17 protein-coding genes are annotated in these 18,805 nt (G+C 66.8%); 10 read left to right on the top strand and 7 right to left on the bottom strand.

Annotation, left to right across the window (positions count from 1 at the left end; genetic code table 11):
- Nucleotides 1-41 precede the first annotated feature (41 nt).
- The 5 genes from ACXYX3_RS03875 to stpK7 all read right to left on the bottom strand — a co-directional run bounded on the left by ACXYX3_RS03875 (nt 42) and on the right by stpK7 (nt 4,698).
- Entirely contained in the window at nt 42-1,133 is a 1,092-nt protein-coding gene (locus ACXYX3_RS03875; protein WP_458610211.1) for a PE-PPE domain-containing protein, read from the bottom strand.
- Nucleotides 1,134-1,416: 283 nt separating this feature from the next.
- A complete protein-coding gene (locus tag ACXYX3_RS03870) occupies nt 1,417-1,650 on the bottom strand; it encodes a DUF6480 family protein (RefSeq protein ID WP_458610210.1) in 234 nt (77 codons plus the stop codon).
- Complete coding sequence (locus ACXYX3_RS03865; RefSeq protein ID WP_458610209.1) at nt 1,647-2,225, bottom strand: IF2 family translation initiation factor; 579 nt, start codon at nt 2,223-2,225, stop codon at nt 1,647-1,649. Before ACXYX3_RS03865 ends, ACXYX3_RS03870 begins: the two co-directional genes overlap by 4 nt.
- 96 nt (nt 2,226-2,321) lie before the next feature.
- Nucleotides 2,322-2,867: a CsbD family protein gene (locus ACXYX3_RS03860; protein ID WP_241205284.1), complete on the bottom strand. Its 546-nt coding sequence runs from the start codon at nt 2,865-2,867 to the stop codon at nt 2,322-2,324.
- Between the two features lie 70 nt (nt 2,868-2,937).
- On the bottom strand, nt 2,938-4,698 hold the full coding sequence (stpK7, locus tag ACXYX3_RS03855; protein WP_458610208.1) for a serine/threonine protein kinase StpK7: 1,761 nt from the start codon (nt 4,696-4,698) through the stop codon (nt 2,938-2,940).
- Between the two features lie 284 nt (nt 4,699-4,982).
- On the opposite strand from stpK7, the gene ACXYX3_RS03850 reads away from it, so the two are divergent.
- Genes ACXYX3_RS03850 through ACXYX3_RS03840 form a run of 3 tightly spaced genes read left to right on the top strand, consistent with a single transcriptional unit; the run spans nt 4,983 to nt 8,815 of the window.
- A complete protein-coding gene (locus tag ACXYX3_RS03850; RefSeq protein ID WP_458610207.1) occupies nt 4,983-6,581 on the top strand; it encodes an aldehyde dehydrogenase (NADP(+)) in 1,599 nt (532 codons plus the stop codon).
- A 33-nt stretch (nt 6,582-6,614) separates the two neighbouring features.
- Complete coding sequence (locus tag ACXYX3_RS03845) at nt 6,615-7,556, top strand: 5-dehydro-4-deoxyglucarate dehydratase (protein ID WP_241205281.1); 942 nt, start codon at nt 6,615-6,617, stop codon at nt 7,554-7,556.
- Nucleotides 7,556-8,815, top strand: a complete 1,260-nt coding sequence (locus ACXYX3_RS03840; RefSeq protein ID WP_458610206.1) for a glucarate dehydratase family protein — start codon at nt 7,556-7,558, stop codon at nt 8,813-8,815. The genes ACXYX3_RS03845 and ACXYX3_RS03840 overlap by 1 nt, the downstream gene beginning before the upstream one ends.
- Nucleotides 8,816-8,895: 80 nt before the next feature.
- Here the strand turns inward: ACXYX3_RS03840 and ACXYX3_RS03835 are convergent, their stop codons facing one another.
- Entirely contained in the window at nt 8,896-10,152 is a 1,257-nt protein-coding gene (locus tag ACXYX3_RS03835; RefSeq protein WP_176215952.1) for an integrase catalytic domain-containing protein, read from the bottom strand.
- Between the two features lie 200 nt (nt 10,153-10,352).
- Here ACXYX3_RS03835 and ACXYX3_RS03830 point away from each other — a divergent pair, with 200 nt between their 5' ends.
- Nucleotides 10,353-11,276, top strand: coding sequence for a LysR family transcriptional regulator (locus ACXYX3_RS03830; protein WP_241205279.1), 924 nt, complete (start codon nt 10,353-10,355; stop codon nt 11,274-11,276).
- 9 nt (nt 11,277-11,285) lie between these two features.
- Here ACXYX3_RS03830 and ACXYX3_RS03825 read toward each other — a convergent pair whose 3' ends face one another.
- Nucleotides 11,286-12,233, bottom strand: a complete 948-nt coding sequence (locus ACXYX3_RS03825; protein ID WP_458610205.1) for a 2-hydroxyacid dehydrogenase — start codon at nt 12,231-12,233, stop codon at nt 11,286-11,288.
- 304 nt (nt 12,234-12,537) lie between these two features.
- Here ACXYX3_RS03825 and ACXYX3_RS03820 point away from each other — a divergent pair, with 304 nt between their 5' ends.
- The 6 genes from ACXYX3_RS03820 to ACXYX3_RS03795 are packed head-to-tail and all read left to right on the top strand — an operon-like array spanning nt 12,538 to nt 18,798.
- On the top strand, nt 12,538-14,085 hold the full coding sequence (locus ACXYX3_RS03820; protein ID WP_458610204.1) for an ABC transporter substrate-binding protein: 1,548 nt from the start codon (nt 12,538-12,540) through the stop codon (nt 14,083-14,085).
- Between the two features lie 20 nt (nt 14,086-14,105).
- Entirely contained in the window at nt 14,106-15,035 is a 930-nt protein-coding gene (locus ACXYX3_RS03815) for an ABC transporter permease (protein WP_458610203.1), read from the top strand.
- Nucleotides 15,036-15,055: 20 nt separating this feature from the next.
- Complete coding sequence (locus tag ACXYX3_RS03810) at nt 15,056-16,045, top strand: ABC transporter permease (RefSeq protein ID WP_458610202.1); 990 nt, start codon at nt 15,056-15,058, stop codon at nt 16,043-16,045.
- Nucleotides 16,042-17,061 carry an ABC transporter ATP-binding protein gene (locus ACXYX3_RS03805; RefSeq protein WP_241205275.1) on the top strand — a complete coding sequence of 340 codons (1,020 nt, stop codon included), beginning with the start codon at nt 16,042-16,044 and terminating at the stop codon, nt 17,059-17,061. The genes ACXYX3_RS03810 and ACXYX3_RS03805 overlap by 4 nt, the downstream gene beginning before the upstream one ends.
- Nucleotides 17,054-18,079 (top strand): ABC transporter ATP-binding protein, encoded by a 1,026-nt coding sequence (locus ACXYX3_RS03800; RefSeq protein ID WP_458610201.1) that lies wholly within the window; start codon nt 17,054-17,056, stop codon nt 18,077-18,079. Before ACXYX3_RS03805 ends, ACXYX3_RS03800 begins: the two co-directional genes overlap by 8 nt.
- Nucleotides 18,076-18,798 (top strand): sulfite exporter TauE/SafE family protein, encoded by a 723-nt coding sequence (locus ACXYX3_RS03795; protein ID WP_458610200.1) that lies wholly within the window; start codon nt 18,076-18,078, stop codon nt 18,796-18,798. Before ACXYX3_RS03800 ends, ACXYX3_RS03795 begins: the two co-directional genes overlap by 4 nt.
- Nucleotides 18,799-18,805 lie beyond the last annotated feature (7 nt).

The following is an 18,805-nucleotide window of genomic DNA, read 5'->3' as shown; positions in this document are numbered from 1 at the left end:
CGAAGCCCCGACCTGACAGGTCGGGGCTTCGGTCGGGTTCGTCACGCGTCGGCGTGTGCTGCCTTGCGTTCCTCACGCTGGGCGGCCCTGGTGGCCTTGGCCGCCGCGCGTGCGTCTCGTTTGGCGGCTTTGACCTCCGCCCGGTGCGCCGCGCGCGCCTCGCGGCGGGTGGCAGCGTCTGACTTCGGGGTGGGTTCTGCCTGCGGTGCGGGGGTGTCCACGACGGGAGCGTCGAGCGCGGTCAGCTTGGCCGGCGTTGCCGCGACCTTGTCGTTGCGGCTGTAGCCCGCGTCGATCTTCGCCTTCAGCGCGGCCTCCTGCGACTTCAGCTTCGGATTCAGTTGCACCAGAGGCAAAGTGGCAGTGGGCACCAGATAGTGGGTGGTGGTACCGCCCTTCGCGTTGGTCTCGACGGTGATGTTCTTCGCCGGGACCGATCCGAGTCCGCCGTACATCACCGGCACGTGGACGACGATGGCGCCGGCCATCGCGTTGGCCACCGCCAGCGCGTTCCAGGGCCGATCGGGGAAATCGGCGAAGCCGTCGTATTCGCCGGTGATGACGACCACGTCGTAGGGCGTCACCGGTGCGGGTTGATAGGTGTAGTTCAGCTTGGCGCTGTACTTGGTGGAGTTCTTGATCAGCTCCTGCCGACTGGAGTCCTCGACCACGATGAACTCGATGTCGTCGGGATCGGGCAGTTGACCGCTGCTGACCATGTTCCGCATGACCTCGTTGACCACCAGCGAACCCGCCGACAGCCCGACGATGGTGACTTTCTCGCCGTTGATCACGTTGCCGTTGGCGTCGCGGGACAACTGTTTGAGCGCGGTGTTCATCGCGGCGGTCAGGTTGGTCACGCCGATGTTGATGGAGTCGCCGAGGTTCTTGTCTTTCTTGCCTGTGATCGGGCCCGCCTGTGCGGGCCACGTGACGTTCACGCGCGTCTCGTTCTTGAACTGGCCACCCAGCAGCGGGGCCATCAGGGAGTCTCCCATGGTGCCGGCCCCGATGCCGCCGATGATCAGCGCCGAGCTACTGGCCGAGGCCGGCACGGCGCCGGCGAGTGCCAGCGAGGCTGAGGCAAACGCGATCCCGCACGTGACGGCGGCTTTGCAGAAGGTGGTGTTCATGGGTGTCCCCGGATCTGTCTCGTCGTGTCGAAACGCCATTCCATCGGCGCCACACGAGCGTATGGCCGGGAAATGCAGGAGCCATCAGCAAATCCGAAGTGTTCCCATTATCGGAAATCCAGCAATCGTGACTGCGAGGCACGTAGGCACGCATTCGCAGGCAAAACAGCGCTGCGTTTCCGTGAACGCCCGCTGTCAGCTAATCTAAATGGCATACAAGATTCGGAGCCAGCGCATTTGTCACTTCGCGCGATGACCAAAGTCACATTCTGGTATGCCCGCGTCAGATCTGGATGATCAGAACGATCGCGACGACCGCGAAGATCGCGATGAAGAGCGCGATCGCAGCAATTCCGATGGCGGCGCGCGGATTCAGGTTCCTGCCCGCCGTCGGATCAGGATTCTTGGTCGCGGACGTCTGCGCGGCTTGGGGCGAGATCTCCCCCGGGGGGACACCCCCAGCGCGCTCCTCGCTGGGGGTGTCCATGGGGTCGGGATCGGGCGGCAGCGCGGTCACGGCACGTTGCCCTGCCGCTGCCGTTCACTGTCGCTCAGATCCCCCAACCGGTCGGCCCGGGCTCGCGCTCCCGTGGCCGCACGTCGTTTCGCGGCGGCGTCGTCCATTTCTTCGTCGGCGACGTCGGTGACCGCCTTCTCGGCGGCCTTGCTCCGGTTCTGAGCGCTGCGCTTGGCTTTCTCGGCCGCAGCAACGCTCTGATCCGCCGACTCCTCGATCTTCCGCTTTGCCTCCGCCGTCTTTTCGGCGGCCGAACGAGTGGCCTGCGCTGTTTTCTGCTCAGCGCGTTCCTGAGCAGAAGCGACCCGCTCTTCGGCCTCTGCCTGCGCCTGTTGGGGTGCGGACGCAGCCTTTTCACGCTTGCGAGCCAACTGATCCTGCGCGTGTTCCTTCTTCTCCGCTGCCAGGTCGTCGAGGCGCATCGCGTCGCTCAGCGCCGCGGCCCGCTGAATACGGGAGATTCCGCTCTCCTCGAGAGCAGCATCCTTGAGTGCATTGCCGGCCGCGGCATCGAGTGCACCCAACGCACGCTCGTACATCAGCCGACCCGGCGCCTCCTGGTCGATGCGGGGCATCAACCGATCCTCGACCAACTGCAATGGCGTTCGTGCAATGCGGTATTGGAGCCGCAGAATGGCGAACGGTACGTCAGTGAGTTTCATCGGAGCCTCCTAGGCATCGGGGTCGACGGACTCGGCTCGGCGGCGCAACCTGTCGGCCTCGGCTTCGGCCTGTGCCGCCGCGCCGACCTCGTCGCGATAGTCGTCCAGCGCCGAGTCGTATTCGGACTGGGCGGCCGCGACCTGCTGGTCTTCCTGTGCAGACGCACGCAGCGCCTCGCTGCGGACCTCGGCCTCGGACTGGGCCTGCGCCCGATCGACGTCGCGGCGGCCCGCCTCTTCGGCCGCGCTCTGCTGGGCGGCCTCCTGGGCACGTACCGACGTCTTCGCTTCAGCCGCACGCGCTTCGGCCGCCGACCGCTCCTGGGCGCCTTCGCGCTGGGCGGCCGTGGCGATATCGCGCGCCTCGGCGGCTTCGACGTCGGCCTCGGCGTCGATACGGCTCGCCTCGCGCCGTTGCGTGGCCTCGGTCTGCTCGAGTTGGCCCTGCGCGGTCAACGAGTCGTTGCCGGTCACCGCGCCCGCTACTTCCTTGGCCTTGCCCTTGACGGACTCCACGAAGCTCTTGCGGGTCTGGGCGGCGTTGTCATCGGTCATGTGGCCTCCTTCGGGGAGGGGGCTACCCGTGCTGACCCGATCTACACCGAGAGACCGCCCGGAACACGTCTCACTTCGTCGCGCCGTTAACGGCGGGGCGATCGATCATCCCCCGCTCCACCCCCCACATGTTGGCGATGGCCCGGTATTCGCCGCTGTCCATCAGCTGCTCGAGCGCCTGGCGCAACGCGTCGGCGAGGGCAGAGTTCTTCTTCACCGGCCACCCGTAGGGAGCGGAGTCGAACACGTCACCGGCAGGTACCAGGTCACCGCGGCTGAGCTTGATCGCGAATCCAATGACGGGCGAGTCGGCCGACATGGCATCCACCTCGCCCTTGAGCAGCGCCGTGGTCACCTCGTCCTGACTCTTGAACACGATGATCTCCACCGGCGCCATACCCGCCGCCGTGCATTCGGTGCTCTTCCGGGGGAGTTCGTCGGTCTCCTGCAGAGTCCCTTGCGCCACACCGACTTTCACGCCGCAGGCCGACGTCGGGCCCAACGAGGTACCGGGACGGCGCGCCCACTGGGTACCGGCCCGCAAGTAGGTGACGAAGTCGACCAGCTCCTCGCGGTCGGCGGTGTCGGTCACCGACGACGAACCGGTGTCGAACGTGCCGTCGACCACCCCCGGCAGGATCGAATCGAACGGAGTGTCACGGAAATCCGGCACCAGACCGAGCACTCGCGTGACCGCGGTCATGAGATCCACGTCGAACCCGGCGAGCTGCCCGTCGGCGTTCTTGAACTCCATCGGCGCGTACGGGACGTTGACGCCGATCACCAGCCGGCCCGTCTCGCGGATGTCGGCGGGGACGGCGGCTGCGATCGACGCCACGGCCCCGTCCGGCAGATCATCAGGTGTCGTGGACGTGCCCCGCCACGGCGCCCACATCCACAGTCCGGCCGCACCCGCGGCGAGCACGACCACCGCGGCCGCCGCCGAGAGCGCCTTGACCGGCACCCGGCGCCGGGGTCGGGCCGCATGCCGAGAGCCGCGGCCGGCCCGGGGCACGGGCGCGGTCATCGCTCTGCGCGCGGCGGCCGCCAGTTCGCCTGCGCTCTGGTAGCGCTTGTCCGGCTTCTTGGCCATCCCCTTCGCGATGACGGCGTCGAACGCAGCGAGCCGAGGGTCGGTGTCCGACGGGCGCGGCAGCGGCGAGACCATGTGCCCGGCGATCTGCTGTTCCAGGCTGTCGGCTGGATAGGGCCGTGACCCGGTCAGACACTCGTAGAGCACGCACGTCAGGGCGTAGATGTCGGATCGCCGGTCGACCTCGCCGCCCTCGAAACGCTCGGGCGCCATGTACGCCAGCGTGCCCAGGGTGCTGCCCGCGGTGGTCAGACCGTGCTCTCCTGCCGTGCGCGCGAGCCCGAAGTCGATCAGGTACACGAAGTCACCGCTGGTGATCAGGATGTTCGACGGCTTGATGTCGCGGTGGATCAAACCCGTCGCGTGCGCGGCGTCGAGAGCCTCGGCGACCTGTTCGACGATGCTGACGGCGAATCCCACACCGAGCGGCTCGTCGGCCTCCTGCAACATGGTGCCGAGGTTGCGCCCCTCGATGAGCCGCATGTCCAGATACAGGCGGCCGTCGACCTCGCCGAACCCGTGTATCGGGACGACATGGGGATCGTTCAACCCGGCGGCGGCCTGCGACTCCCGCCGAAAACGTTGCTGGAACACCGCGTCGGCGGCCATGTGGTGGGGCAGGACCTTGAGCGCGACCACCCGATCGGTCTTCGTGTCGTATGCACGGTAGACCTCACCCATGCCGCCCTGACCGATGAGCTTTTCGAGTCGGTAGTGACCGAATGGTGTCGCATTCACCGGTGTTCTCCTCGGCTGCGGCCAAACGGTCCGTCGGAACGAGCTACATCAGGTTTGCCGGGGCAGGCCCGGCGCATGTCACGAGCGCACGACCGGTTGCCCAGTCCGGACACCGCGGTCAAAAAGTTTTACCACGGCAGCGCAACGTGCGCTTTTGATGGACGAAAAGCCGACGTCGGGTGTCACCGCGTAGGTCACCGCACCGTGAATCGATGCCGTTCCTGCATCAATCGAGTGGCAAACGGTCTTGGACAGGCATCGACGGTCCTCCTACCGTTGACCGTATGACAGCGACGATGTCTCCTACCACGGGTCTCACCGGTCAGATGATCATCGCCGGTGAGGCCGTCCGCGGGACGGGAACCGAGGTGCGTGCGCACGATCCCGCCGCCGGCCAACAGCTCGAACCGCCGTACTTCCACGGAGACGCCGGTCATGTCGATGCGGCCTGCGCCGCCGCCGCAGCAGCGTTCGGCCCGTACCGCTCGATCAGCTCCGAGGACCGGGCCAGATTCCTGGAGGCCATCGCTGACAACCTCGAGGCCGTCCGCGACGCGCTGATCGCGCGCGCCGTCCTCGAATCCGGCCTCCCGCAGGCCCGCATCGCCGGTGAGGTCGGCCGCACCACCGGCCAGCTGAGGCTGTTCGCCGGTGTGCTGCGGGAGGGCAGCTGGAACGGCGCACGCATCGACCCCGCCCTGCCCGACCGAACCCCCCAGCCGCGCCCCGACCTCCGACAGCGGTCCGTTCCGCTGGGCCCGGTGGCGGTGTTCAGCGCGTCGAACTTCCCCCTGGCGTTCTCGGTCGCCGGCGGCGACACCGCATCCGCTCTGGCCGCCGGCTGTCCCGTCGTCGTCAAGGGACACGACGCCCACCCCGGCACCTCCGAGCTGGTCGGCCGAGCGATCAGCGATGCCGTGGCCGCGGCAGGCCTTCCCGCGGGAACCTTCTCGCTGCTGTTCGGCTCGGGACCGGACCTCGGCATCGCGCTCGTCACCGATCCGCGGATCAAGGCCGTCGGGTTCACGGGGTCACGTTCCGGCGGCAAAGCGCTCGTCGCCGCCGCCGCCGCGCGCCCCGAACCGATCCCGGTGTACGCCGAGATGAGCTCGATCAACCCGGTCTTCCTGCTCGACGGGGCATTGGCCGGCCGCGGCGCTGATCTCGGCCGGGCATTCGTCGCATCACTGACGATGGGCTCAGGACAGTTCTGCACGAACCCCGGTCTGGTCATCGGTGTCGACGGCCCCGGCCTGCAGCGCTTCGTCGAGGCCGCCGGCGAAGCGCTCGCCGAGACCCCGGCGACACCGATGCTGACACCCGCGATCGCGCGAAGCTACGCCTCAGGCGTCGATTCGGTGGCGCAGGCCGCAGAACTGGTGGCTCGCGGCCGAGCACAGAGCAACGAAACATCCTGCCAAGCAGCACTTTTCACTACCGACGCGGCAACCTTCCTGGCGTCCGAAGCCCTGCAGGCCGAGGTGTTCGGGGCGTCGAGCGTGGTCGTACGCTGCGCCGATCTCGACGAGATGCACGCCGTGGCGGCCGGCATGGAGGGCCAGCTGACCGCCACCGTGCACGCCGACGACAGCGACCACCCGGCGGCGGCAGACCTGTTGCCGCTGCTCGAGCTCAAAGCGGGCCGCATCCTGTTCAACGGCTGGCCGACAGGCGTCGAGGTGTGCCACGCGATGGTCCACGGCGGTCCCTCGCCCGCGACGTCGGACTCGCGCAGCACATCCGTCGGCGCCCGGGCCATCGAGCGGTTCCTCCGGCCCGTCTGCTACCAGGATGTGCCCACATCCCTGCTACCGCAGGCCATTTCCGACGGTAATCCAGAGCACCTGTGGCGGCGCGTCGACGGCCGGCTCACGCAGGACTGACATCCCACCACTCACGAGCTAGGAGCCCCACCCATGCGTCCGACTTCGCGCCCCGATTTCCGCGGCGTTCTGTTCTTCCCGGTCACGCCCTTCACCGCGTCAGGCAGCGTGGACCTCGATGCGCTGGCCACCCACATCGCACGCGGTGTGGACGCGGGGGCCGGCGGCGTCTTCGTCGCATGCGGTACCGGCGAATTCCATGCCTTGGACGACCTCGAGTTCGGCGACGTCGTCCGCACCGCCGTCGACGTGGTCGGCGGCCGCGTGCCGGTCTATGCCGGCGCGGGCGGGTCCGTGGCACAGGCCAAGCGGTTCGCCGTTGCCGCGGAGTCCGCCGGTGCCGACGGACTCTTGCTCCTACCGCCGTATCTGGTCGAGGTGCCACAGGCAGGTCTGGTGGACTACACCCGCGCAGTCGCTGAAGCGGCACAGTTGCCCGTGATCGTCTACAACCGCAACAACGCGCGGTTCACCGAGGAATCCGCCGTCGCCGTCGCACGTATCCCGAATGTCGTCGGATTCAAGGACGGCACCGGCAATTTCGACCAGGTCGCCCGCATCGTGCAGGCCGTCACCACGACGGTCGACCCTGACTTCCTGTTCTTCAACGGCCTGCCCACCGCCGAGACGACGCAGTTGGCGTTCCGGGCGATCGGTGTACCGCTGTACTCGTCGGCCACCTTCGCCTTCGCACCCGACCTGGCGCTGGCGTTCTACGACGCCCTGGAGTCCGGAAACGAAGAACTCACCAACGCCTTGCTTAACGCGTTCTTCATTCCGCTGGTGCGCCTGCGCGACACCGTGCCGGGCTACGCGGTGTCGTTGGTCAAGGCCGGTGTCACGATGGCCGGCGTCCCCGCAGGAGCTGTGCGCCCGCCGCTGGTGATGCCGACACAGGGCGACCTCGCCGAGCTGGCCTCGATCGTCGAAGCCGGTCGCTCCGTGGTGGCCGATGCCCTGACCCGGGCACGCTGATGCCGGCCATCCGGATCACCGGAGCCCGTGTCACCCCGGTCGCATTCGCCGACCCGCCCCTGCTCAACACGGTGGGCGTCCACCAGCCGTATGCGCTGCGGGCGATCATCCAATTGGACACCGACGCAGGCTTGGTCGGCCTGGGTGAGACCTACGCGGACACCCGCCACCTCGGCCGACTGCATGCCGCCGCCGACGCGATCAGCGGTCTGGATGTGTTCGCACTGAACGCGATTCGTGCCGCGATCGCCGATCGGCTCAGAGGTGACACCGCCGCGGTCGGTACGGCGGGAATGATCACCACCGCCAGCGCCGTCGATCAGGTGCTGTCACCGTTCGAGGTAGCGTGCCTCGACGTCCAGGGCCAGGCACTCGACCGCCCGGTGTGCGATCTGCTCGGCGGCGCCGTCCGTGCGGCTGTGCCGTTCAGCGCCTACCTGTTCTACAAGTGGGCGGGCCACCCCGGCACCGATCCCGACAGCTTCGGAGAGGCACTCGATCCGGACGGCCTCGTTGCCCAGGCCCACCGCATCATCGACGAATACGGCTTCACCGCAGTCAAACTCAAAGGCGGTGTCTTCCCACCGGAAGAGGAAATGGCGGCAATCGAGGCGCTGTCCCGAGAATTCCCGGGAATGCCGCTGCGGCTCGACCCCAATGCGGCATGGACGCCGCAGACCGCGGTCAAGGTGGCGTCCGGATTGGCCGGAATCCTGGAATACCTCGAAGATCCCACACCGGGCCTCGACGGCATGGCGGAGGTGGCCGCGCAGGCACCGATGCCCCTGGCGACCAACATGTGCGTCGTCGCCTTCGACCACCTCGCGCCCGCCCTCGCGAAGCAATCTGTCCGCGTTGTCCTCTCCGATCATCACTACTGGGGCGGACTGCAGCGCTCGCGGTTGCTCGCCGGGATCTGCGACACCTTCGGGCTCGGCTTGTCGATGCACTCGAACTCCCATCTGGGCATCAGCCTCGCCGCGATGGTGCACCTCGCCGGCGCGACCCCCAACCTGACGTATGCGTGTGACACCCACTGGCCCTGGAAGACAGAAGACGTGGTGAAGCCGGGCGTGCTGACGTTCGTCGACGGCTCCGTGCCGGTCCCCCGCGGACCCGGCTTGGGCGTGCAGATCGACGACGACGCGCTCGACAGCCTGCACGAGCAGTACCTGCGCTGCGGGATCCGCGACCGGGACGACACCGGTTACATGCGCACCGTGGAGCCGGGCTTCGAACTGCTGAGCCCCCGCTGGTAGACACCGTGATGCCTCAGATCAAGATGCCCGCGAAATCTGATCCATGCCTCAGGTAAGAATGCCCGCGAAACGGCGTTGGGTCAGGAGGCCTTGATCCGGATGCCTTTGCGGGTGTCGGGTAGGGCGGTGGGGATGCTGGCGAGGTAGAGCTGTTCGGTTTTCTCCTTGGCCAGCTGGAGAAGTCGGTTCTGCAGGTCGGCGATCTGGCGTCCCATCGCGGCCGGGTTCAGGCTGTCGCGGTAGGTCAGGAGCTCCGATTCTTGGGCTGGTGAGAGGACGCCGGCCGCCAGTAGCCGGTCCAGTGGGGTCTTGGGCTGGTCGTAGAGACGGCGGCGCCGGCCGTCACCGCTGCTGGCGTAGCCGATGGGTTTGATGGTGGGGGTCAGGTAGTTGAGCCGGTCGTTGACCAGAGGCCAGAGCCGGTTGAGCACCGCACGTTCCTCGTCGGTGTCGTAGCGGTAGTAGAACCCGTACTTGCGGACGAGATGGTTGTTCTTGGACTCGATGGTGGCCTGGTCGTTCTTCTTGTACGGCCGGGAGCGGGTGAAGAAGATCTCCATCTGCCCGGCCCATTTGATGACGGCTTTGTTGAGGAACTCGGTGCCGTTGTCGAAGTCCAAACCAGTTACCTCATACGGTATTTCATGCACACCTGCTTTCAGGGCGGCCAGGATGTGGGTGTGGGCGTTGTTGCGCACGGTCCGCGTGAAAGTCCAGCCGGTGTGCACATCGGTGAGGTTGAGGGTGCGGGCGAACTCGCCCTTCAACGTCGGCCCGCAGTGCGCGACGGTGTCTCCTTCGAAAAAGCCTGGCGCAGCTTCGATTTCGTCGGTGGCCTTGCGAATCTTGACCGACGAGCGCAACAGCGGCGAGGGCTTGGTGGTGGACTTGCCCTTGATCTGGTCTTTGGCTTTCACCGGCGCCAGATAGCGGTCGATTGACGCCGCGCTCATCGCCAACAGCTCCTCGCGCACCGTCGGGCTGTAACGGTCACGGCCAAAGACCAACTCGCCGTGGCGCTCCAACCCGTCGAGCTGCAGGGCCATCGAAGCAGCCAGGTACTTGCCGCACTGCCCACCCGAGGCGGCCCAGACCTTCTGCAGCACCTTACGGGTGTCATAGCTGTACTTCGGCGAGCGCGGTTTGCGCGGCCGTTTTGCGACACTGCGGCCCGCACCCGGCGGGCGCCTGGCCGCTACCGTGAGCCGCCGGCGGGCGTTATCACGCGACCAGCCGGTCACCTCGACCACCTGATCCAGAATCCGGCCCCGGTCCTTCTTCGAAGCCCTCACATACGCCTTGGCGTACCTGGCGGTGACCTCGGCACGAGACGCCATCGACAACCCACTTCCCATGCTCCACGACTATCACCATTTCGCGGGCATTCTTACGTGAGGCACCGAGGGCGTTTCGCGGGCACTTTTCGTGAGTCAAGCCGGACACTTCCGCAGTGCGAGCCCGAGCCCTACGGTGGGAGCATGGCAGCGATCGAGGCCGTCCACCCACCGGATGCCGTGCTCACAAGTCCTAGGCGCTGATGTTCTCGCTGGCACGGTTGCAGTGCTTCGTCGCGGTCGCCGAGGAGTTGCATTTCGGACGGGCGGCCGAACGGCTGCACATGACGCAGCCACCGCTGTCCCGCCAGGTGCAGCAGCTCGAGAGCGAACTGGGCGTGCAGCTCATCGACCGCACCACCCGAGCCGTCACGTTGACACCGGCGGGCGTGGCGTTCCTGCCTGACGCACGTCGCATCCTGCAGCTGGCCGAAGGGGCCGCGCAAACCGTGAAGCGTGTTCCCGCAGGCGATCTGGGCACAGTGGTGATCGGCTTCACGGCCGCGTCGGCGCACGCGGTGCTGCCGCGGCTGCTGGAGCGTGCGCGTGAACGGCTACCCGATGTGACGCTCGATCTGCGCGAAATGGTCACCGCCGCCCAGATCGAGGGGCTGGCGACCGGTGAGCTGGACCTGGGCATGGCCCGGCCGCCGTTGAAGCGGCCCGGTCTCGTGTCACGGCCACTCCTGCACGAGCAGCTGATCGCGGCGCTTCCCGCCGGTCATCCCCTGGCCGATCTCCCCCGGCAGTTGACGCTGACCGACCTCGACGGGCAGGACGTCGTGATGTATTCACCCGTGCAGGCACGGTATTTCAACGAACTGCTCATCTCGACCTTCACCATCGCTGGGGCCAGTCCGAGGTACGTGCAATACGTGACTCAGGTACACACGATGCTGGTGCTGGTGCGCTCGGGCATCGGGATCGCGCTCGTTCCGGCGTCGGCGGCCACGCTGCACCCCGAGGGCGTGGTTTTCCGAACGATCGGGGCGTTCCGCGAACGGCCCGTCGAGCTCGACGCGGTGTGGCGGGGCGACTCGACGAATCCCGCTCTCCTGCGGGTACTTCGCGATGTGCTGCCGCAGCAGGAATGGACCACCGACGACCTCGTCGAGACCGTCACCTGACCGCGAACGTCAGACGGGGGTGACCAATTCACCTGTGCCGAGGAAGGTCGCCAAGTTTCGCAGCGTCAGTTCCTCCATGGCCGCGCGCGTCTGCACCGTTCCGCTGGCCACGTGCGGAAGCAACACCACGGTGTCCAACCCGTACAGCACCTCGGGCACCTTCGGCTCGTCAGCGAACACGTCCAGCCCTGCACCCGCCAGCCGTCGCTGGAGGAGGGCGGACACCAGTGCCTCCTCGTCGACGACGCTGCCGCGGGCGACGTTGATCAGATAGCCGTCGGGACCGAGCGCGTCGATGACCTCGCGGCTGACCAGGCCGCGGGTGCCCTCGCCGCCGGCCGCCGCGACCACCAGAACGTCGACCGCCCGCGCGAGATCCACAGGGGACGCCACGTACGCATAGGGCGAATCGGCGACCTGATGGCGGTTGTGGTAGCTGATCGAGCATCCAAATGCGTTGAGCCGATGCGAAATTGCTGTGCCGATGCGGCCCAGACCGATGATGCCGACCCGGCTGTTGCTCACCTGCCGGGTCAACGGATAGGACCCCTCGACCGGCCACCGGCCGGCGCGCACATACCGGTCGGACGCCGAGAACTGACGCAAGGTGTCGATCAGCAGGCCCACCGCGGTGTCGGCCACGCAGTCGGTCAGCACGTCGGGAGTGTTGCTCACGCCGATTCCTCGGGCGGCGGCCGCGCCCACATCGGTGGTGTCGTAGCCGACGCCGAAATTGATCACCGCGCCGAGGTGGGGCAGGGCAGCCATCAGCCCGGCGTCCACGCCGGTGCGGCCGGACGTCACAGCGGCAGTGAAATCGGCGCCGTGCTCGGCAAGAAACGCCGCACGCTCGTCATCCGATTCCGGCAACACCCTCGCGCCGTATTCCTGGGCCAGCGTCTGCTCGAGCGACGGTTTGAGGGGACCGACCTGCAAGACCGCACCACTGATACTCATAACGCCCACGCTACGGCGACCTGCGAATACCCGTCTACGTCCGAATTGGCATGGACTCATAGCGAAACGGCATTACAGGGTTCTTGCGAGCCGCTTTGACGTATCGGAGCCCTCGCCGCGGCCGAGAACGAGCACGTCAGAGCGGTTTTGGTGGGCGCCGAACGGGGTCGATCAGCGGGCGGATATGGCGCCAAAGGGCCTTGTGAGTGGGGTTGACGCCTCTCGAAACCCGCTCTTACGGTGTGGTTGTCATCACAGCTCGCATCTACATACGTGGACGTCACAGCCCAGCCCGGGAGAATCCATGAAACCCACAGCCCTTGCCGCATTCGCTGCCGCGGCGCTCGCCCTGAGCGGTTGCTCGGTCGCCAATTCCGGCGGCGGTGGGTACGACCCCGGCACGCTGCGCATCGTGCTCCAGCAGGAGCCGCCAACCCTGGAGCCGTGCGAGAGCTCACTCACATCCACCGGCATCGTGGTCCGCTCCAACATCACCGAGCCTCTACTCGAGCGTGACGCCACCACCGGTGACCTGACCCCGCTGCTGGCCACGCGGTGGACGCAGACCAGCCCGACTCAGTGGACTTTCCAGCTGCGCGACGACGTGACGTTCTCCGACGGGGCGCCCTTCACATCCGAGGACGCCGCCTTCTCAATCGACCGGGCGGTCAACTCGGATCTGCAATGCAACGTCGACGGCTACGTCTTCGGCGACGAGAAGCTCCGCCTGCAGACCCCTGATCCGACCACGGTCGTCGTCGGCACCACCGAACCGGATCCGATTCTGCCGCTGCGTATCTCATTCGTCGAGATGGTGCCCCGGACCACCAGCACAGTCGAGAAGGTGCGCGAACCCATCGGCACCGGGCCCTACGCGATCGCGGCGTGGGACTACGGCCAGAAACTGACGCTCAAGCGCAATCCGACGTACTGGGGCGCCGCGCCGGCCTTCGCCACCGCCGAATATCGCTGGCGCAGTGAGGGAAGCGTGCGAGCCGCGATGATCATCAACGACGAGGCCGATATCGCCACCGGTCTCGGCCCCGAGGACGGCGCCGGTGATCTGGGTGTGCCGTTCCAGAACAACGAGACCACGGCCCTGCGCATGCAGGCCACCGAACCGCCGTTGAACGACATGCGGGTCCGTCAGGCCATCAACTACGCGGTCAACCGCACCGGAATCGTCAAGGCACTCTTCCGTGGTCTCGGCCAGCCGGCAGCACAGCTCATTCCCTCCGGTGTCGTCGGCTACAACGACCAGCTCCCGCTGTGGCCGCACGACACCGAGAAGGCCAAGCAGCTGATCGCCGAGGCGAAGGCCGACGGTGTGCCTGTCGACACCCAGATCCGGTTGATCGGGCGTACCGCGCAGTTCCCCAACATCAGCGAGACCATCGAGGTTCTGCAGGCCGAGTTCACCGAGATCGGTCTGAACGTGAAGATCGAGATGATGGACACGGCCAATCAGTTGGAGTATCAGCTGCGGCCGTTCCCTCCAAACACCGGCCCGTACCTGCTGATGATCATGCACGGCAACCAAGCCGGTGATGCCGCGTTCACCATGGACCAGTACATGCTCTCGGATGGTCCGCAGAGCGCCTACGGCACAACCGAATTCGATGCCAAGATCCGCGCCGCGGAGCTGTTGACCGGGCAGGCCCGCCAGGACGCTTTCGCGAAGCTCTTCGCCGAGGAACCCCAAGAGATCATGCAGATGGCCTACATCGCCCACATGAAGGGGATCCTCGGCAAGTCGCCGCGTGTCGACTACACCCCCGATCCGGCCACCGGTGACGAGATGCGGCTCGCCGCGATGACTCCTGCCGGTGACGACCGCACCGACCAGTCCTGAGAAGCAGGAAGGCTCAGCCCATGTTTCCCTTCGTTCGACGCAGGATGTACTCCAGCGCTCTGCCGTTGATCATCGTGCTGCTCGGCGTGTTCCTGCTCGCCCGGCTCACCGGTGATCCCACCAACCTGTACCTGCCCGAGTCCGCCACCGCCGAGCAGCGCGCCCAGTTCGCTGCCGCCAACGGCTTCAACGATCCGCTGATCACCCAGTTGCTCGACTACTTCAAAGGTGTCATCCATCTCGACTTCGGCACCTCGCTACGGACCGGCGAATCGGCCGCAGACATGGCTCTGCGGGCGTTCCCCGCCACGCTCCAGCTGGCGATCACCACGATGCTGCTGGCGATCATCGGCGCTGTGATCGTCGGCTGCTGGGCCGCGTACCGGCCCAATTTACTGGCCGATCGCTTCTCCAGCCTGCTGTCCATGACGGCGGCCTCGATTCCCGACTTCTGGTTCGCCATCACCGGCGTGTGGCTGTTCGCCGTGCTGCTCGGCTGGCTGCCCACCTCCGGGGTCGACGACGGCATGCTGAGCTGGATTCTGCCGATTGCCACGCTGATGATCCGACCGCTCGGCGTCCTCACTCAAGTGGTCCGCGGTGCGATGGTCTCAGCGCTGTCGGCGCCGTATGTGCGACTGGCCCGCAGCAAGGGCGCCAGTGACTTCCGCGTCGTCAGCCACCACGCACTGCGCAACGCCGCCGCGCCCGCGCTCACCGTCGCCGGCGACCTCGCCGTCGGCCTCATCAACGGGGCGGTGGTGGTCGAGGCGATCTTCGGCTGGCCCGGCATCGGCAAACTGATGATCGACGCCATCCTGCAGCGGGACTTCGCCGTGTTGCAGGCCGCGGTTCTGCTCACGGCGGTCAGCATCTTCTTGCTCAACATCCTCATCGACGCCTGCTACGCGCTGCTCGACGCCCGCGTGCGGGAACCGGCTCGGATCTAAGACGGACAAGGGACACCATCATGACGCAGATCGATCAGATCCCGGTCAAGCCGACCACGGCGATCGTCGGCGAGGACGACACCGAGACCTCCCGCCGCCGCGGCAGTGCCCTGTGGTTCCGGCTGCTGGCCAACGACCGCGTCGCGTTCGCCGCCGCATGCGTTCTGGGCCTGGTGTTCCTGACCGCACTGCTCGGCCCGGTTCTCGTCGGCGACCTGGCCACCCGCATCGACCTGGACAACTCCAACCAGGCACCGTTCACCCTCAGCCACGGGTGGGCGAACGTCTTGGGCACTGATCCCTTGGGTCGCAGCATGCTGGCCCGGCTCATCGTCGCCTGCCGCACCACACTGTCGGTCGCCGTGCCGGCAGTGGTGATCTCCGCGGTCGTCGGCTCCGCGATCGGCATGTGGGCGGGCTTCCATCGGGGCTGGCGCGAAACGCTGGCCATGCGCATCGCCGACGTGATCATGAGCTTCCCCTCGCTGCTGCTCGCCGTCGTCGTGCTCTACGTCTTCTCCCCCAGTGCCGCCAACATCGTTGCGGTGCTGGCCATCACCCGCATCCCGGTGTACCTGCGCACCGCCCGAGCCGAATCCGCCGAACTCCAGAGCCGGGTCTTCGTCGACGCAGCACGCACTTTCGGGGCCAGCGCGAACTCGATCATCGGCCGGCATGTGCTGCCGGTCGTGCTGCCCACGCTGCTCACCGTCGCCACGCTCGACTTCTGCTACGTCATGCTCGCCGAGAGCTCGCTGAGCTTTTTGGGCATCGGCATCCAACCGCCGGATGTCAGCTGGGGTCTGATGGTCTCCCAGGGCCGGACGTATCTCCACAGCGCCTGGTGGTTGTCCTTCTTCCCCGGCCTGGCCATCGTGATCACCACCGTGTCGGCGACGATCCTGGCCGCGTGGGCGCGCATCGCCACCGACCCCGGCCAGCGGTGGCGTCTCACCGTCCCACAGAAGCGGCTGACCGCATTCACCAAGACCGGAAAGGCTCTGCGATGACTGCACTCGCCGATCGCGATCTCCACGTGGACACTGCGCCCGTGCTCGAGGTCGACCGACTGTCCGTCGAGGTCCGCACGATCTCAGGAACACTGCGCGCCGTCAACGAGGTGTCCTTCGGCGCTCGACGCGGCGAAACCCTGGCGCTGCTCGGTGAATCGGGCTGCGGCAAGTCGATGACCGCCACAGCGCTGGTGGGGCTCCTCGAACCGGTCGCCGACATCGTCGGTGGCAGCGCGCGGCTCGCGCACCAGGATGGGACTGTCGATCTGCTCACCGTGGACCGCAAGAAGCGTCGCGCGATGGCGGGCACGGAACTGGCGATCGTCTTCCAGGATGCGCTGACCGCATTGAATCCGCTGTACACCGTCGGAACCCAACTGGCCGAACCTTTTCGGATCCATCACGGCCTCTCCACGAAGGAGGCCAAGGTCAAGGCCGTGGAGTTGATGACCCGGGTCGGCATCCCGCAGCCCGAGACGAGGGTGGATTCGTATCCGCACCAGTTCTCCGGCGGGATGCGTCAGCGACTGCTGATCGCGATGGCCGTCGCGCTGAATCCCAGCGTGTTGATCGCCGACGAGCCCACGACAGCACTCGACGTCACCGTGCAGGCACAGATCATGGCACTGCTGCGGGACCTGCGCACCGAATACAACATGGCCGTCGTGCTCATCACCCATGACCTCGCGCTGGTGGCCGAGGAGGCCGACCGCGTCGCGGTGATGTACGCCGGCAACATCGTCGAGACCGGCACTGTGGCCGAGGTTTTCACCGATCCCCGGCATCCATACACCAAGGGGTTGCTGAATTCGGTGCCGGTGAACGCTCGCCGGGGCGACAGCCTCAAGTCCATCGGCGGTTCACCCCCCGACCTGCATGCCGTTCCCGAGGGATGCGTCTACCACGCCCGCTGTCCGCTGGCTCGCGAGATCTGTACGACGACACGACCGGTTCTGTCGGGCACCGGTCGCATGACAGCCTGCCACTTCCCGGAAGAGGTCACCCATGTCTGATCACACGACGGCCGGCAACGGCCCCCTGCTCGAAGTCCGCGACATCCGCAAATACTTCCGGGTACCGCACGCCGGCAAGAAAGCCCTTCGCGCTCTCGACGGGGTCACATTGAACCTCGATCGCGGCCAGACATTGGGCCTCGTCGGGGAATCCGGTTGCGGCAAATCCACTTTGGCGCGAACATTGATGATGCTCGAGCGGCCCGACGAGGGCAGCGTTCGGTTCGACGGCGTCGACCCGTTCAGCCTCAAGGGCTCCGAACTCCTGGCCTTTCGCCGACGGGTCCAGATGGTGTTCCAGGACCCCTACGCCTCACTGAACGCACGGATGTCGGCAGCCGAGATCATCGCCGAACCATGGCGCAGCCACAAGGGGGTGGTGAAGAACCGCCAGGATCGCGACATGAGGGTGCGCGGTCTGCTCGATCTGGTCGGCCTCGGCGCCAAGTCCGCGGCCAAGTACCCGCAGGAATTCTCCGGCGGACAGAGGCAACGCATCGGTATCGCTCGCGCCCTGGCATTGAATCCCGACGTGATCATCTGCGACGAACCGGTGTCGGCTCTCGACCTGTCGGTACAGGCGCAGGTGCTCAACCTGCTCAACGATCTGCAGGATCAACTCGGGATCAGCTACATCTTCATCTCTCACGACCTGTCGGTGGTGCGGCACGTCGCCGACCGTGTGGCCGTGATGTATCTGGGCCGGATCATCGAGAACGGGCCCACCGAGGCGGTGTACCAGCGGTCGAACCACCCCTACACCGCCGCGTTGATGTCGGCTGCACCCTCACTGGACAGTTCCCGCCGCGCGCAGCGGATCCTGCTGAAAGGCGAAGTGCCGTCACCGATCGATCCGCCGTCGGGCTGCCGATTCCGGACCCGGTGCTGGAAGGCGACAGACGTGTGCGCGACGACGCCACCGCCCGCGGCCGTCGACCCTGCCGCACCCGACCACGCCGCGGAGTGCCACCATCCGCTGCTGCTCGAAGGGAGTGGCCGTGAGACCGTGCCGGCATGAGCGTCGGTGGATATTGCGTTCTGGCCCTGGCGATTTTCCTGGCCTCCGCCCTGCAGGCGTCCATCGGGTTCGGCATGGGCATGTTCGCGGCGCCGATCGTCGCCCTGGTCGATCCGGCGCTGATCCCCGGCACGCTGATCATGGTGGCGACCCTGGTGACGCTGATCGTCGTGATCCGCGAGCGGGAATCGATCGATCTGTCGGGTACCGGCTGGGCGCTCGCCGGACGTGTGCCCGGCACGATCGCCGGCGCCCTGCTTCTCGCGGCGCTGCCGCATCGCGCGCTGTCGTTGATGCTGGCCGCCGTGGTACTCGGTGGCGTGGTACTGACGAGCAGCGGCTGGATTCCGGCAGCACGCCGGCGCAACGTGGTGATCGCGGGAGCCACGTCCGGGCTGCTGGGAACCGCGACCTCCATCGGCGGCCCACCGATGGCGCTGGTGTGGCAACGCAATTCCGGGCCCCGGCTGCGGGGAACCATGGGCGGGTTCTTCCTGGTGGGTTCGGTGATGTCCCTGATCGTGCTCTCGGTCACCGGCGCGGTGGACACGCGCACCTGGTGGGGCTTCACCGTGCTGATACCGGCGGCCGTGGCCGGCTATCTGCTCTCCACGGTGATGAACCGGCATCTCAATCCGGCCCGGTTACGCCGGGTGGCGATCATCGTCTCCGCCCTGGGTGCAGCGCTGCTGATCGGCCGCGAACTGCTGGCAATGTGAGGGAACT

The organism is Mycobacterium sp. Panama NTM2 (assembly GCF_054355555.1).
This window is presented reverse-complemented; position numbering and strand designations above follow the sequence as displayed.